This is a genomic window from Sodalis sp. RH16 (genome assembly GCF_047324245.1).
In the GTDB taxonomy this organism is placed as follows: Bacteria; Pseudomonadota; Gammaproteobacteria; order Enterobacterales; family Enterobacteriaceae; genus Acerihabitans; species Acerihabitans ligni.
On record NZ_CP178737.1, the window covers coordinates 5,339,662 to 5,355,694 of the forward strand.

A 16,033-nucleotide genomic window follows, 5' to 3' on the forward strand; every position below is an offset into this window, starting at 1 on the left:
TGAGGAACCTATTATGATCCCGTCACTGAATTACGCCGTACTAACAGACGCCCTGCATGCCCTGAAAGAAGGCAATATCCGTCACTGCGAAGCGCTGGGATTCACGTTCGACGAAATGAACGCCCTCAGTCAGCTGTCACTGGACGAACTCTTTACCCTGAGCCGGGCATCGGCACCACTCATGGATATCTCTGTACGCCATGACGTATTCCGTCAGTTGCTGACGCTGTCCCGCCAGGAAACACTCCGCCAGCAGCGGATCAACCGGGCTGTCCGGCTGGGCGGCTCCATTGCGCTGCTGAATCAGTACTTTGGTCTCACCTCCAATGACGTTTGCCTGCGCCGCCGGTTACTGGGAGTCACTATCCCGCATGGCCGGACACCGATCCCGGATGAAGATACCGATGCCGAAATCTGGCGACAGTGGCAACAGCGCCGTCAGGAAAACCTCGACTCGCCCGAGGCGCTGGAAGCGATGATGCAGGTCACCGAGGCGCTGGCTTCCCGGCCCGACATCCCCTCGCTTACGGCAGTCCACAACCGTATCACATTGTGCGAACAGGACATGACGAACAGGAGGGCCACCCATGCCGGATGAGATCGATCGCGATCAGGAATTTAATGAACAGTGCCTGGAGGCCATGATTGAACAGAACCGTTTCAGACCGGCTGCCACGCCTTCCCTGTATTACTGCCGTCTGTGCGGCAGCCCCATCCCCGATAAACGTCGGCAGGCATTACCGGGTGTGACCACCTGCACGGAATGCCAGTCACGACTTGAACGCCACCCGCGCTAAGAAACAATCAATATGACGTGTGGAGAACGGGTTTTCTCCACACGTCTTTCTGTATTCCGGGCAATACCATCCCGTGTGCTTTATTGATGGCATTCACGGTCCGCAATATAAAAATAAAAGCCCAGCCCAGTGATCTTTCATTTTTTTCTCCTGCCTGCGTTTTGATTTTATTGTTCTAAACGCCCGTCTGAAATTGCACCCTGAGCACGCCGTTATTCAATGGCAGACCTGATGGACGTTTATTCGTCCGGGTCGGGTATCGCTCTTTAATAATAGGGATCGGGCTGTCACGCAACCATAATTCAGGGTGCCGCTGAATGTTCTCGCTGACCCGTTAAAACCGGAATGCAGGATCGGGATGTGACCGACGTATTTTATTTACTGCTTCCACCTGTAAACAGGAAAATGCCATGCGAAAACCGGTCTATCTCGCGTATGTCGCCCAGGAGAGCCCGCCCGGTCCGGACGGCGAAAAAACCACGTACTGGACAAAAGTCGGCGTGGCCTTCGCTCATCACGGCAAACCCGGTCTGAATATTGTGCTGACACCCGGTATTGCCGTCTCCGGCAAACTGGTCCTGCTCGAACCCCGTGAGGATAACCCCCCGTCACAGGAAGCCCCGCCCGGTTAACCCGGTTCACGGCAAACCTCTGTGTTCCTTCCTTCGGTACAGCACCGCCAGCAGGCGGTGCGCTGACCGGCAGACAATTCCGGGGCCACCATGCTTTCCACCTCTGTCTTTCTGGCGGCGGCCATGCAGTGCGCCGCCAGCATTCATCCGGATACCGCACTTGACGTTGCACGGGTCGAATCCGGCTTTCACCCGTACGCTGTCGCAGAAATTGTTCCGGTACGTGAGCGTGCACCCGGCAGTCACGGGGTCATTTCTCATCGACCTGCGACACGGAATGACGCGCTCAGACTCGTCAGGCGACTGGCGGCGAAACAGCGGCGTTATTCGGTGGGGCTGATGCAGATCACCAGCACCAATTTCCGCCAGTATGGCGTGAGCGCCGCCGACCTGCTTGATCCCTGCACGAACCTGTCCGTGTTTGAGCGCATCCTGACCGACTGCTACCGGCGCGGCGGCACCCTGAAACGTGCGCTCAGCTGCTACTACTCCGGCAACTTCACCACCGGTCAGCGACCGGAACCCGCCTTTAACCACGCGAGCTATGTACAACGTATCGGCTATGTCGTGCCGTCAACCCGGAAGGACCGGCAACGACCTTCTGCGCTGAGCACACTACCGGCCATTCACTATCCCCCTGCGGTGCTGCGCGGTGAACCCGCCACGCCTCCCCCCGCGCAGAGCGCCCTGCACCTGCATTATCCCGACACGCTTATTCGTGGCGAGGTGTCCGCCACAGTGACCCAAGAGGAGCAATGATTATGCGAAAACTTAAGTACTGGCCTGCTGTCGCCGCATTTCTGTCTGCCCGCGTCCCGGCAGCCGACAGTGGGTTTAATAAAGCCAACGATACGCTGAGCAATACCTCCTCCGGTCTGCTCGGACTGGCCGCCGTCACCATCACGCTGGCAACCATGTGGGTGGGTTACAAGGTCCTGTTTGACGGCAAAAGCCTGCATGACATGCGTAACGTGATTATCGGCGCGATCCTGATTGTCGGTGCCTCGGGCTTCGGCGCTTACTGGGCAGCCTAGGAGGCGCCGATGACCACGCTGAACAAGGCGCTGACGCGCCCCGCCGCCATCATGGGGATCCCCCTGGTGCCGTTCGTGATCGTCAGCGGGACGATTGTCCTGCTGTCGGTCTATATCAGCTATTACCTGATGTTACTGCTGATCCCCGCCTGGGCGGAGATGAAGGCAAAAGCCAGAACCGACAGCCATTACTTTGGCCTCCTCTGGCTGGCCTTTAAAACCCGTGGCCGCGTCGCCACCAGTCGGCATTTTGGCGCGAATACCCTGCTGGCAAGCCCCTATGATGCCGTCGATATTGCGGAGCTGACTGACAAGATGAAACTGAACGAGCGCATCACGCTGGAGAAATATATCCCCTGTTCCTCTCACATTCATCCGTATGTCATCCTGAACCGCCACCGGGATTTCGTCGCCACCTGGGAACTGGGGGGCACCGTCTTTGAGTGCGAGGATGAACATCAGCTGACGTTAATGACCAGCCACCTCAATAATGTCATTCGTTCCTTTGAGGGGCTGCCGGTCACTTTCTATATTCACCGCCTCCGGGAAAAGTACCATGACGCCTTCGACGCCGGGTCGGGCATTCCCTTTGCCGATGAGGTCACCCGGCGCTATTACCGGCCAGCCAACGAAAGGCCGTTCTGGCGGCACCGGCTGTTTTTTACCCTCTGTTATGCGCCATTCTCAGTCCTGGAGAAAAAGGCCATGAAAGCGCAGCCGGTCGGTAAACGCAAATCCGCGCTGGATGAGGCCCTTCTGGTGATGCTGGAGCACCGGGAAACGCTGAATGCCGCCCTGTCCCGCTATATGGCCACCCCGCTGGGCGTTTTTGAGGAAAAGGGCCGGGTGTACTCCTCACAGCTGGCGTTCTTTCATCGTCTCATCACCGGCAACTGGCAGCGTGTGGCGGTCACGCGCACGCCGTTTTACGAGACGCTCAGTACCCCGGACGTGTTTTTTACCACCGATACGGCCGAATGTCAGACGGTCGGCGGCTCCCGCTTTTTCCGCAGTCTGGAAATCAAGGACTACGCGCCGGAGACCCATACCGGCCTGCTGGATGCGCTGCTGTATGCCGAAAGCGAGTATGTCCTGACGCAGTCCTTCACCTGTATGGCGCGGGATGAAGCACAGAAGCACATCCGGCTGGCGGAAAAAAGGCTGAACTCGGCGGATGATGACGCCCTTTCACAACGGGAAGAACTGATTGTGTTACGCGACCTGCTTCAGTCCGGGCATGTGTCGTGCGGGAAATACCACTTTTCTCTGCTGGTCTCGTCAGACAGTGCCGACCAGGTGGTCAGGGAGACCAACGCCCTGGCACAACCCTTTGCCGACCTTGGCATCATGACCACCCTGTCCACGCTGTCATTACCCGCCGCCTACCTGGCGCAACTGCCGGGGGTATACACCCTGCGTCCCCGGCTGGTTGCCATCAGCAGCCAGAACTATGCGGATATGGCGGGTCTGCATAACTTCCATCCCCACAAGCGGAACGGCAATCCCTGGGGCGAGGCCATCGCCATTCTGACCTCCCCCGGCGGGGGCGGTTATTACCTGAATCTGCATGACAGCCAGGCCGGACGGGATGACTTCAACGAAAAAACGCCGGGGAATACGGCCATTATCGGTAAAACGGGATCGGGCAAAACCCTGCTGATGACAATGATGATGCAACTGATGCAGAAGTACCGCCATCCGGCCACCTTCGCCGCCGCGTCCACCGTCAAGCGGCTGACGACCATTTACTTTGATAAAGACCGGGCGGCAGAGATGGCGATCCGCCAGATGGGGGGCCGCTACTTTCGCCTGCGTACCGGCGTCCCCACCGGTTTTAATCCGTTTTCACTGCCGCCCACCCGGCGAAATATCCACTTTATCAAACGACTTGTGCGAATGCTGTGCCGCCGCGACGGCAAACCGCTCGATCCGCGCGATGAAGAGCGCATCAGCGTCGCCGTGGACACCATCATGCTGGACTACCCCGGGGAATACCGCCGTTATGGCATCACCCGCCTGCTGGAGGTGCTGCCGGAGCCGCCGACCAAAGAGGCCCGCACCAACGGACTGCGCATCCGGCTGAAACAGTGGGCGCAGGGGGGCGAGTTCGGCTGGGTATTCGATAACGAAGAGGACACGTTCACCCTCGGCGACATCGATAATTTCGGCATTGACGGCACGGAGTTTCTCGATGACGACGACATACGCGGCCCCGTCACCTTTTACCTGCTGTATCGCGTGACCAGCCTGCTGGACGGGCGGCGGCTGGTGATGTTCATGGATGAATTCTGGAAATGGCTGGCCGACGTGGAATTTTCTACGTTCTCGCTCAACATGCTGAAAGTCATTCGCAAGCTGAACGGTATTTTTGTCCCGGCCACCCAGTCACCGGATGAAATTGTGAAGCATCCCATCGCCCCGGCCATTATCGAACAGTGCAGTACGCAGATTTTCCTCGCCAACCCGAAGGCCAGCCAGGCGGATTATGTGGAGAAGATGCACGTCCCGCTGCCGGTTTACGACATTGTCCGGCGACTCGATCCGGGGGAATACTACATGGTTATCCTGAAAACCCCTCTGCGTGCCGGTGAAACCCATCCCTTCATGTCGCTGGCAAAAATGGACCTGTCGGGACTGGGAAAACTGACCCGCATCCTGAGCGGTAGTGAAGACAACCTGAAAATATTTGATGCCCTCTTTCAGGAGGGCATGCCACCCGACGAATGGAAAGAGAAGTTCCTTGAGCTGGCAATATAATCCATAGACTGATGAGGTCACGACGATGTCTACCCGACACATTATACTGACGTTCGTGTTTTTTATTTCCACGCAGGCCATCAGTGCCGGAATACCGGTTTTCGATGGCATACAAAATACCGAATCCATTAATCAGTGGATACAGAAACTTCAGCAATGGCAGGATACCGTCACCCACTATAAAAGCGAGCTGGATGCGTATAAACGACAATTAGCGACGGCAACGGGCATCCGGGATATTCAGGGATTTCTCAACGAGGCCAGAAGCCTTAAAACGGATATTGAACAACTGCGCAGGAACGGTATTTCACTGGATGATCTGCTCGCAAATCAGAACGGGGAATACTCTGCTGAACTTCAGCGTTTATACAGTAAATATCAGGCTTTCGATACCTGCCCCCCGTCCCGTTCTTCACCGCGTTATCTGGCGAGCTGCAAACAGCTGGTCCTTAATCAGGCGGTCGCCATCGAAAATACGGCCGACGTTGAAAACCGGATCAGCAGCACACTTAGCGATATATCAGACTTATCTGAGCGGATAGCGAACGCCTGGGACGCCAAAGAATCCCAGGACCTGGCTAACGCCATTGCGGCAAAAAGCGTACAATTAAATGCACTGACCAGCCAGTGGGAGATGTCAGTGAAACAGGCTGAACAGCGGACAAAACTGCTGGAGCAGCAAAAGCAGAATGCATTCAGGGAACAGCAGCTGCACGCTCCGGTTGCCGATTTGAATAATATCCAGGGAGGTTAACATGTTTAAACGTTTATTAACCTTATGCGTCGTGTCAGGCGCGGTCATATTATCCGGCTGTAAAGAGACGAAATCCGAAGCCTGGTATAAGCAACACCCCGATGAAACCTATAACGTCTATACGCAATGCCTTAAAGAGGGTGAGACCAGTGATAATTGTGAATTTGCCCATCGGGCAGCCATTATGTTCGCTCAGACAGGCAAGCCAGGTATAAAGGAAAAGTTCGAGGCACTGTTTCAGCAGGAAGCGGCCAAAAGAAAAGCGTTCACCGGGTAATTCCCCCCTCCTTCGATAAAACAAGGATCCCTTCCTGTTTTTTATTCCAGTCTGCTTAACACTTCAGTGAGGCACCATGTCCGGTGGCATTTTTGTTGGTATGGACAAAAATATCATGGATGGACTCAATGCCGTATTACAGGGACAGTCCTCTGTGTACGGTTCAATGATCAGCATTATTATTGTCAGCTCGTTCACATTATTTATTCTGTATCGCGGTTATCAGACCCTGGGCGGTAAACTCCAGACGCCAGTGGAAGATGTCGCCTGGGATGTGGGCCGGATGTTGCTCATTACCACGTTTATTTTAAACCGTGATGGCTGGCTGGATGCCACCATCACCGCGATCGAGGGACTTAAAGAAGGTGTCAGCGGCAATGATAATGTCTGGGCGTTACTCGATACCGTCTGGGGAAAAGCCCAGACACTCGGACAAACGCTGTTTAATCAGGATACGTCAACTTACGTTAAACTGAACGGTGGCTTTGCCGAAGTGCTGGTCTGGGGCGGCGCAACGGTGCTTTTACTGGCCGCAACATTTGTCAATCTGCTCGCCGAAATCACTATTTTGTTAATGACCACCACGGCACCGCTCTTTATTTTCTGTCTGCTGTACGGTTTTCTTAAGCCGATGTTTGATAACTGGCTGAAAACCCTTTTCACGGCAATATTGACGATCATGTTTTCCGCCTTATCTATCCGGATCGCCATCAACTACCTGAATAAGATACTGGACGCTGCCACCAACGCTGCCGATGAAAGCAACATGGTGACACTGGCGGCACAATGCCTGCTGGCCGGGGTTGCCACCGGTGTGGTGGTGTATTTCTCGGCAAAAATTGCCGGTGCCCTCAGCGGTGCGGCCGTTCAGGCCGTCTTACAGGGGGCCGCCATGAGTGGACTGAGCGGGCTGATGCGTCAATCTTCGGATGCCGCCAGACCCGGCATGAAAGCCGGAGCGGCGGGTGCCCGGCTGGCGGCCAAAGGGGGTATGGCGGCAGCCACGGCCACAGGCAGGCTGGTCGGTACGGGCGCGAACAGGGTCCTGACCGCCTGGCAGAAACGCGCGGCATCCATCGAAAGCATGAAGCGTTTTAATCAGCAGCGTCACCGCTGATCCTTTCTCCACAAACTTTTTCCCCTCTTTCCCGTTATCACGTCACGCCGTCCGGCGCGGCGGTACTGTCTTCGTTAACCCAAAGGTGTCCCATGAAATTCAGCCTCTTCCTGCTGCTGTGCGTGCTCACGGGCTGCGCACACCACACCGCCCCGCTCCCCGCCGTTTCCGGCACGCCCGAACCGGTAAATTCGCCCTCCCTCATTCAGGAACTGACACGCCATGTCTGAAACAGAAAACGTCATTGCCGCCTCCCGGACATTTGAGACGGTGATGCTGGAAAAGGATGCACGCGAAAAAAAAGTGGCCTGGCTGATGGCCTCGCTCGGTTTTATTCTGGCCGCGATGGCCATCACTGCCCTGATTATTCTGCTGCCGCTGAAAACCACTGACATTGAACTGTGGTCGGTGGATAAGCAAACCGGGCGCTATGACTATATGAACCGGATTAAAGCGCGGGATATTGCCTCAGAAAAGGCACTTGCGCAGGCCTTCGCCGCCCGTTACGTCAAAATCCGCGAAGGGTATAACTACTTTTCTCTTCAGCGGGATTATGACGAGGTGCAGTTATTTAACAGCGACAGCGTTAATAAAGATTATCTCGACGAATTTAACGGCAGTCAGGCACCGGATGTCATTTTTAATAAAGCGGACGTTGTCGTGTCGGTCGATATTATTTCCAACGTCCACGCTCCCGCAACGGCCCCCGATCATCTGGCAACCTTGCGGATCAAACGGACCCTGCGCCGCATTGCCGACAATTCGGTGAAGACGGATATCTGGAATATTCGTCTGACGTACCGCTATCTCCCCCGCAAGCAGCTGACAGACAGCCAGCGCGAAGTCAATCCGCTGGGGTTCATCGTCACCAGTTACCAGCGCGATAAAGAACTGAGGAGTGAATGATGCTGAAAAAGATACTCACTGTCTGGCTTTTTCTGGCGTCCTGCACCGCCTGGGGCGCATCCGTCCCCCGTGGCAGCGCGTATGACAGCCGGATACAGCACGTCACGTACAACAGCCAGAACGCCACGGTGGCCAATACCCGCCCCGGCTACGTCACCACGCTGCTGTTTGATGACGATGAAGAGGTGGTCGATGCGCAGGCGGGCTTTCCAAAAGGCTGGACTGTGACCCGCAGCGCTAACCGGGTGGGGGTCAGCCCGAACCCCATCACCCAGCCGGTGACCGATGCCAGCGGTAATAACGTCAGTCAGGTATTTCTCCCCACGGCAAAGGACTGGAAAACCAATTTGTTTGTGGTGACATCAAAGCGGAACTACAGCCTGGAGCTGAACGTACTGGACCGCGATACCCCCGCACAGGCTTTCGTCATTCGTTACCGCTATCCGGTTGATGCCCGTATGCAATCAGAAGCGGCCCGCGCCGTCCGCCTGAAACAGCAACAGGAAGCGCAGGAAAAACAGCAGATAGCAGCGGCATTCCGGCAGACCACCGCACCGCGCAACTGGCGCTATACCAAGCGGGTCGCAGCGGGATCGGCGTCCATCACGCCCGACTTCGCCTACGACGATGGTCGCTTTATGTACCTCGGCTTTTCTCCCGTCAAAATCCTGCCCTCCGCGGTCCGGGAGGTGAACGGTCAGGAGCAGGCCGTTACGCCCCGTATCACCCGACAGGGAAATTACACCGTCATGGTGATACAGGCGCTGTCGCCACGCCTGATCCTGCGCTACGGCAGCGCGGTGGTCGGTATTGAAAACACGGCTTTCGGGCAGGCCACGGTCGCCAGTGGCGACACCGTGTCACCCGCCGTCACGCTGGAGGCCCGATGACAACGACACCGTTCCCTGAAGAACCGGAAAAAACAACGGCAGAGCGGGAAGCAGAGGCCCGCGAACGCGCCCGATCTGCCCTGGCAGCACAGGCGCCGGAACCCAAAGCCGCCCCCGGCCAGCCTGAAGTGACCCGTTTTCGCAAAGCATCCGGTCGCCGGACGCTGATGGTCAGCCTGCTGAGTCTGATCCTGCTGATGGCGCTGGCACTGGGCGGGGATCGCCTGCTGGGTGCCCTGAAAAGGGGGGATGAAGAGGAAGCCGACACCGCTCCGCCCCCCGCAACCGGCACAGTACAGCATGAACGCCAAAATCTCGGTATGGACAGCAACCCGTTCGGTCTGTTCAGTCAGAACAGGCCCGAACCGGCAGCAAACGGGACTCCGGTGCAGACTGTCGCGGCGACGCCTCCGCCCGCGCTGAACAAAGCGGCGGCACTGGCCGACGGGCTGAGCGGCACAGCCGGTACGGCGCAGAACGGCGACACGCGCGCCCCACGCGACGACACGGAGACCACCGGCGACCCGACGGCCCCCGCCCCGTACACGCCCTGCACTACCGTGATGGTCAACGGCGAGGACGGGCAGTTGCAGTGCCCTGCGCCAGTCACGTCGCCTAGCGGGGACCACAATCCGGGCGTCGCCCGTGTGACCGACGTCAGGCGACTGGGACTCGATCCGGATCTGTATATCCCGGTGGATCGGTATATCCCGTGCGCCATGATGCGCCGGTTTGTGTCCGATGTGGGCGGCACGCTTTCCTGTCTGATTGGCGAAGACGTTTACAGTGCCAGCAACCATGTGAAGCTGCTCCCGGCAGGCACCGTCGCCAGAGGGGTCTACCGTACCGGGGCACTGCAACACGGACGCAGCCGGTTGTTTGTCATCTGGACGGAACTTCGCACACCGGAACCCGGCAGCCTGCAGATACCGCTGACAGAGACCGCCGCCACCGGTCCGCTCGGTGAGAACGGGATCGCAGGCTGGATCGACACCCATTTCTGGCAGCGTTTCGGCAATGCCCTGATGCTGAGCACCGTGCAGGATGTGGCCGCTGCCGCCGCGGACTCTGCGCCGGGGAAAGATCGCAACACCGACTACACCGAGAATACCCGCGCCGCCACGTCAGAAATGGCGAAAACCACGCTGGAAAACAGCATCAATATCCCGCCCACAATGTACCTGAACCAGGGTGACGTTATCGGCATCATGACCGGTACGGATATTGATTTCTCTTCCGTCTGGCAACTGCATATGCAATAGAGGCCCTATGTCTGCTGAAAACCTGTCGCTTGATTTCATGAAAAATCAGCTGTTCGGGGATTTTCTCCCGCTGGATGCGCTGACGGAAATCGCCATTAACCGTCCAGGGGAGATCCACACCAAAGTCAGAGGGAAGTGGCAACGGCATGATGCCCCGATCACGCTCCGGCAGTGCCATGCTTTTGCAAAGGCGCTGGCCTCCTGGCATGAGGACAATATTGACGATATCTCCCCCGTCCTGTCCGCCACGCTGGGATCGGGCGAACGTATCCAGACCCTGATCCCTCCGGCCTGCGAGCGGGATACGGTGTCCATTACGCTGCGCAAACCGTCATTCGGGCAGACAACCCATCAGTCCTGGATCGATGCCGGATTTTATCAGCGGGTGACCGGCCGGGAGCGGGCCGAAAGCAAAGAGGATGAACTCATCCGCTGCTATCACAGCGGGGATATTCCCCGTTTTATGGAGATGGCCGTCGGGTACGGCAAGACCCTTTTTATTGTCGGCGAAACCGGCTCCGGTAAAACCACCTATATGAAGACGTTGCTGGATTTTATTCCCCTGACTCTCAGGCTCACCACGATTGAAGATAATCCCGAAATAAAATTTTATCGCCACACCAATTATGTGCATCTGTTTTATCCGGCTGATGCCGGGGACGAAGCCATTATCACGCCGGGCCGGCTGATCCGGGCCTGTTATCGCATGAACCCGGACCGTATTCTGCTGGCAGAAATTCGCGGACGGGAAGCCTGGGATGCGCTGAAAATTATCGGCTCCGGTCATGAGGGGCTGATAACTTCCCTGCACGCAGGCAGTGCAAAAGAATGTATTGAAGGGATAATCGACCGCTGCTATGAACATCCCGACTGCCAGAATATCCCGTTTGACGTGCTGTTACGCAAGGTGCTTAACAGCGTGGACATTATCGTCAGCATTGATATTCACGGCGACATTCGCCGGATGGGTGATATTTATTTCAAACCGGTCCACCTCACTCAAATGAAGGAGGCCTTCGGCTATGCGCACCGTTAATGGTTTATTCGCCATGTCCACACTGGCTGTTCTCTCCGCGTGTTCTTCTCCCCCCAAGCCTGCACAACCGGACTGGAATACACCTGCGAAAAATATCAATACCACACTGCCACGATGGTCAGAAAACCATGCAATTTTCCCGTCTCCTGACATTCTGGACCATGGGTCAGTCAGCATCCGTTTCCCTTCGGATGATGTCTACCACCCGGATATCGGGTATGCCCTTGCCCATTCCCGCCAGGTTATCGTCAGCGCCCCTGATGGCGCACAGTATTTTCGCGCAAAATCATGGCTGCAAAAAAAGGGATATTCCGGCGTCATTACCTTTATGCCTGAGAAGAATACCTGCCTGACTTGTCATAAAACAGTAATCACATTCTCCCGGTAATCACAGACCAACCATATTATCCCAGTCATTAATAACAACACGCCCTCACCATGCAGCCTTTATTACATCCAACCCCCAACGGTCATGAATATGAAAAAGTGCATCACCTCCCTTTTATTTATCACTCTCGCCCTCCCCCTTTCGTCTCCGGCCATGGCTGCCGATGCCTGCGAAATGGTTTTATGCCTGTACGGTAAAACAACCGAAAATGGCGGTGGCAGTGAATGTCGCCCGGCTGAACAGTCTTTTTTTAATATTGTGAGAAAGAACAAATACGGTTTCCTGCCTGATCATACCGCCGATGCCCGTGAAAGCTTTCTTCACCAATGTACTTCTGCCGACCCGGCGATTATCGACAAAATAATCAGCCAGTTTGGCCGGATACGCCACTGAATAAGGAAAAGATAATGACAAAGCCCGGTTTTATACAGCATCCCTGGACGAATCAACGCGGGGATTCACTCTGCGCGGACAGTGTTATTCAGCGTATTGAAAATGATGCAATGCCCGGATGTGGCCTGTATTACGAAATTTATCACTACCGTGTGTTATGTCAGCTACTTCAGTTGCTGGAAAACATGAACGCCGCTGACAGAATTATTTTTACCCACGCCGCCGACCGACACGGATTCAGTCTGGATGAAGCCAGTATTCAGGACAGTCGCCAGAGTTGTCTGGAGACACTGGCTGATATTCGTCACGGTGAACAGTAATACGGCAGCAAAGGATGACGACAGTCACCCCGTCAGGGGCGGGGCAAATTACGGGGGTAATTTGGGCGAGTCCGGCGCAGGGCGTGGCGGGGTTAAGGCGGTTTCATGCCTGCGCCAGCAGGAATGAAAACGTGGCGTAAGGCGAGTAAATTCCATTTCAGAGAAATGGCTAATTTGCGTCGCCGAACCCACCTGCGAACATTCGCGCCCACGCGAACTGAGCAGGCCGGGGGGAGCCGAATAAAATTTGCCACCCCAGTGCGCAAATAGCTGTCGCCCACGACAGCGGTTTATTTGGGGGGCGTCAGCCCCGCACACCGTCGCGGCTAAGTCTCCGGCCAGAAGCCGGTAGCGTGGCGTGACCACCCCCTTTAAAGGTCAGCTTCCCGTTTATTCCCGCTGCGAGGAACGAGCAAAGGGAAGAAAAGGGTCAAAGCGACCGTCTTAAAGGGGGTGGTCGCGCGTAGCGGGCGACGGTGTGCCGCCGTTGACTCTGGGGGTTTTGGTGCGGCGTACAGCCGCGACATTACCCCCATGCGGCAGGCAATAAGGGCGTCCAGCCCGCATGTACTGGCGCACGCCGTTTGGTGCAGGAAAGCATGCTTTCCTGCACATGGCCGCAACGCGGCCACCTTCTTCGCCCCTGACGCTCGCCCCGCCTTTTCGCCCGACACCGTGGGGCGAATTGATGGGGCGATGTCATGGGGCGAACTGCTGACAAAGGAGGCATCGTGATTTTGAATAAGCTGGCCGTTTCACTGTCGCCGATAGTGAATGGCGCGCTGAGCTTCATTGCTTTTATGAAACAGCATCAGCTGATGCTGGCGCTGTTATCGGGGCTGACGATGCCATTTTTCGCGTCGATGAAAAGCGATGAACGGCAAAAAGCCCCGCTGTGGCAAAAGCTGATGATTGCTTTTTCCCTGCTGTGTTTTCTTTCCGGTACGATGGCCCCGGTTGTTATCTGGATTTTCCAGTGGCTTTATAAAGGCCGTGTAGTCACCAGCATTCCTGTTCTGGCATGGCCGGTCCTGATTACTTTTACCGTAACGGGTTTTATTTTGCATATTCTGCTGCGCAGGGTATTAACACCTGAATTAGACAAAATAAAGAAACGCCTCGTCAGAAAAACCACGCTTGAACGGGAATTACGCACCGATGTCCGTACGGTGAAATCACTGCTGCCGGAAACATTGCATTATGACCCGCTGGATTATATCGACCTGAACAAAGGGTTATTTATTGGCATGGACCGCGATATTCAGCCGATGTACCTGCCGTTAAAAGACTGGCAAAAACAACACGCGGATATCATCGGCACCACCGGCGCCGGTAAAGGGGTGGCCACCGGGTTATTGCTTTACCAAAGTATTCTGGCCGGTGAAGGCGTATTTGTGATGGACCCCAAGGATGATGAATGGGCTCCGCACCTTTACCGCAAAGCTTGTGAGGATGCAGGAAAACCTTTTGCCCTGATTGACTTGCGAAAATCGCAATACCAGTTAAACCTGATTGAAGAGATCACCGCCGATGAACTGGAAGAGCTTTTCGTTGCTGGTTTCAGTCTGGCAGAGAAAGGTCAGGAGTCAGACTTTTACCGGATTGACGACCGGAAAGCGGCCCGGATAGCCGCACAGTTTGTTAATCAACATGTCACCGCAACTATTCGTGATGTTTATAACGGAGACTACGTTCAGGGTATTGCCGATAAGATAAAAGCCTTTTTCGGGAAAATTGAAGAACTGGCCTTGCTCAATGCCATTAATGCCCCCACCGGATTTTCGCTTAAAAAGATATTTGAGGAAGGCGGTTGCTGTTATGTGATTGGCTCAATGCGCAACAGCAAAATCATTACCGCGCAGCGCATGCTGCTGGTTCGCCTGTACCAGCTGGCAGAAAGGCGCGAGCGAGTGAAAGACCTGCCCCGCCCCATTGCTATTTATCTTTCCGAACTGAAATACCATTTATCCAGGCCCGCGCTGGAAGGTTTAGGCGCGGCACGCGATAAAGGCGTGCATATTATTATGGACCATCAGTCTATTGCCGATTTAAAAGACTGCCCGGCAGATTTGAAAGGTGACGCCGTTGTCGGCGCTGTCGTTGAGAACGCCAAATTCAAACTGGTTTATCGTGTCATGGATCCGGACACCGCTGAATGGGTGGCCAGAATGTCCGGTACTATATTAGTCGATGATGAGGTCCGCAAAGCGAAAACCGATGCCGTGCTGACAGAGACTATCGACGATGAACGCACCATCAGGCAGGCCGAGCGCTTCTTTACCGACAGCAATATGATCCTGAACCTGCCCGATTTTGTCAGTTTCATCTTCACGACAAAGGCTCTCCCCTCTGCTTCTCTGATTTCGCCCATCAGGGTGAAAAAACGCGAACTGAAGATCTGTGCCGTGTCGCCCGCGATTGCCGCCACCGCCGCAACGGTAAACATATCCCTGGATTTTAACGAGGAGGAAACATCCCCCGAACCCGTATCAACACCGGATATCTCAACAACTCGATCCGATCTTTATTTTGATAATACGGACGAAAAAGACACGACAACACCGAATGCCGATAAAGAGGAAAAACCGCCATTGCTGGATATATAAAGGGGGAACGATGCTGATCTCCGCATACCGCGAACGCCAGAGGCGACACCGTGAAAAAATACAACGACTGCTGAATTTTCTAAAGGAGGAAACGTACAGTGACTTTAAAACGCTGATGCTGCTGTTCGGCTTCCGGGATCATAAATCGCTGTATTCCCTGCTTTCAAAAGTCGAGGGTATGGGCTTGATACAAAAGCATGTCCTGGTATCGCGCACGATGAAAATTTCATTATGGGGCATTACCAGTGACGGACTGGCCATAGTGTTAACCCCCGACGATGCGCTTTTCCCGGCACGGTTTGAGCCTTCAAAAATCACCGGCTGGACGTTGGAACATCACCTTGATAATCAGGCAGCCCGCATCATTCTTGAGCAAAAAGGCGCATCCGGATGGATAAACGGCGATCGCACAACCTTCCTCAGCCGTTATCAAGTCAGTCACCGCCCGGACGGGTTGATCACCCTGCCCGGCGGCACCGTGATCGCCATTGAGACCGAGCGCCGTCTGAAAACCAAAGCCCGTTACCAGTCAATCATCGCCAGCCATTTACTGGCCCGGACCCGTAAAGACTGGATTTACGTTTTTTATATCGTGCCGGACCCGCAGAAAAAGCGCGGTCTTGAACGGCTGTTTGACAGCATCCGGCACGTCATCGTTAACCATCAGCACATCCCGCTGGAAAACCGCCACCGGAATGTCTTTCGCATCTACACGCTAGACGAGCTGCAACGGCTCGATGTAGGCCACCACTGCATATAGTTCTTATGTATCACTTACAGCCCCACCCCGCCCACCGGCAGCGCAACGACCTGAAAGAATACCCCTCGAAATACTCATCCAAAATCAGAACAGACAGGACACCA

General features: G+C 55.3%; 19 protein-coding genes. All 19 read left to right on the forward strand.

The features are described from left to right. Positions 1-13 precede the first annotated feature (13 nt). The 19 genes from ACL2XJ_RS24505 (at position 14) to mobC (ending at position 15,929) form a co-directional block, all read left to right on the forward strand. Positions 14-598, forward strand: coding sequence for a DUF2857 domain-containing protein (locus tag ACL2XJ_RS24505; protein ID WP_413724816.1), 585 nt, complete (start codon positions 14-16; stop codon positions 596-598). Beyond that, positions 588-797: a TraR/DksA family transcriptional regulator gene (locus tag ACL2XJ_RS24510; protein ID WP_413724817.1), complete on the forward strand. Its 210-nt coding sequence runs from the start codon at positions 588-590 to the stop codon at positions 795-797. Before ACL2XJ_RS24505 ends, ACL2XJ_RS24510 begins: the two co-directional genes overlap by 11 nt. Positions 798-1,207: 410 nt before the next feature. Next, positions 1,208-1,429: a hypothetical protein gene (locus ACL2XJ_RS24515; protein ID WP_413724818.1), complete on the forward strand. Its 222-nt coding sequence runs from the start codon at positions 1,208-1,210 to the stop codon at positions 1,427-1,429. Between the two features lie 90 nt (positions 1,430-1,519). Next, a complete protein-coding gene (locus ACL2XJ_RS24520) occupies positions 1,520-2,188 on the forward strand; it encodes a lytic transglycosylase domain-containing protein (protein WP_413724819.1) in 669 nt (222 codons plus the stop codon). Next, on the forward strand, positions 2,185-2,463 hold the full coding sequence (locus tag ACL2XJ_RS24525; protein WP_413724820.1) for a TrbC/VirB2 family protein: 279 nt from the start codon (positions 2,185-2,187) through the stop codon (positions 2,461-2,463). Before ACL2XJ_RS24520 ends, ACL2XJ_RS24525 begins: the two co-directional genes overlap by 4 nt. A gap of 9 nt (positions 2,464-2,472) precedes the next feature. Next, the gene (locus tag ACL2XJ_RS24530; protein ID WP_413724821.1) at positions 2,473-5,220 is read left to right on the forward strand and encodes a VirB3 family type IV secretion system protein; all 2,748 of its coding nucleotides are present in this window, start codon (positions 2,473-2,475) and stop codon (positions 5,218-5,220) included. 25 nt (positions 5,221-5,245) lie between these two features. Next, positions 5,246-5,974 carry a type IV secretion system protein gene (locus ACL2XJ_RS24535; protein WP_413724822.1) on the forward strand — a complete coding sequence of 243 codons (729 nt, stop codon included), beginning with the start codon at positions 5,246-5,248 and terminating at the stop codon, positions 5,972-5,974. Position 5,975: 1 nt separating this feature from the next. After that, positions 5,976-6,251, forward strand: coding sequence for an EexN family lipoprotein (locus ACL2XJ_RS24540; protein ID WP_413724823.1), 276 nt, complete (start codon positions 5,976-5,978; stop codon positions 6,249-6,251). A gap of 76 nt (positions 6,252-6,327) precedes the next feature. After that, positions 6,328-7,368, forward strand: a complete 1,041-nt coding sequence (locus ACL2XJ_RS24545; protein WP_413724824.1) for a type IV secretion system protein — start codon at positions 6,328-6,330, stop codon at positions 7,366-7,368. Positions 7,369-7,460: 92 nt separating this feature from the next. Further along, positions 7,461-7,598: a hypothetical protein gene (locus ACL2XJ_RS24550; protein WP_413724825.1), complete on the forward strand. Its 138-nt coding sequence runs from the start codon at positions 7,461-7,463 to the stop codon at positions 7,596-7,598. Next, positions 7,591-8,274, forward strand: a complete 684-nt coding sequence (locus ACL2XJ_RS24555) for a virB8 family protein (RefSeq protein ID WP_413724826.1) — start codon at positions 7,591-7,593, stop codon at positions 8,272-8,274. The genes ACL2XJ_RS24550 and ACL2XJ_RS24555 overlap by 8 nt, the downstream gene beginning before the upstream one ends. After that, positions 8,271-9,164, forward strand: coding sequence for a P-type conjugative transfer protein VirB9 (virB9, locus tag ACL2XJ_RS24560; protein ID WP_413724827.1), 894 nt, complete (start codon positions 8,271-8,273; stop codon positions 9,162-9,164). Before ACL2XJ_RS24555 ends, virB9 begins: the two co-directional genes overlap by 4 nt. Next, positions 9,161-10,426, forward strand: coding sequence for a VirB10/TraB/TrbI family type IV secretion system protein (gene virB10, locus ACL2XJ_RS24565; protein ID WP_413724828.1), 1,266 nt, complete (start codon positions 9,161-9,163; stop codon positions 10,424-10,426). The genes virB9 and virB10 overlap by 4 nt, the downstream gene beginning before the upstream one ends. A gap of 7 nt (positions 10,427-10,433) precedes the next feature. Next, complete coding sequence (gene virB11, locus ACL2XJ_RS24570; protein ID WP_413724829.1) at positions 10,434-11,462, forward strand: P-type DNA transfer ATPase VirB11; 1,029 nt, start codon at positions 10,434-10,436, stop codon at positions 11,460-11,462. After that, a complete protein-coding gene (locus tag ACL2XJ_RS24575) occupies positions 11,449-11,850 on the forward strand; it encodes a cag pathogenicity island Cag12 family protein (RefSeq protein ID WP_413724830.1) in 402 nt (133 codons plus the stop codon). Before virB11 ends, ACL2XJ_RS24575 begins: the two co-directional genes overlap by 14 nt. Positions 11,851-11,940: 90 nt before the next feature. Continuing rightward, on the forward strand, positions 11,941-12,243 hold the full coding sequence (locus ACL2XJ_RS24580; RefSeq protein ID WP_413724831.1) for a TrbM/KikA/MpfK family conjugal transfer protein: 303 nt from the start codon (positions 11,941-11,943) through the stop codon (positions 12,241-12,243). A 14-nt stretch (positions 12,244-12,257) separates the two neighbouring features. Continuing rightward, entirely contained in the window at positions 12,258-12,563 is a 306-nt protein-coding gene (locus ACL2XJ_RS24585) for a hypothetical protein (protein WP_413724832.1), read from the forward strand. Positions 12,564-13,294: 731 nt separating this feature from the next. Then, positions 13,295-15,169, forward strand: coding sequence for a type IV secretory system conjugative DNA transfer family protein (locus ACL2XJ_RS24590; protein ID WP_413724833.1), 1,875 nt, complete (start codon positions 13,295-13,297; stop codon positions 15,167-15,169). Positions 15,170-15,179: 10 nt separating this feature from the next. Beyond that, positions 15,180-15,929, forward strand: a complete 750-nt coding sequence (gene mobC, locus ACL2XJ_RS24595; RefSeq protein WP_413724834.1) for a MobC family replication-relaxation protein — start codon at positions 15,180-15,182, stop codon at positions 15,927-15,929. Positions 15,930-16,033 lie beyond the last annotated feature (104 nt).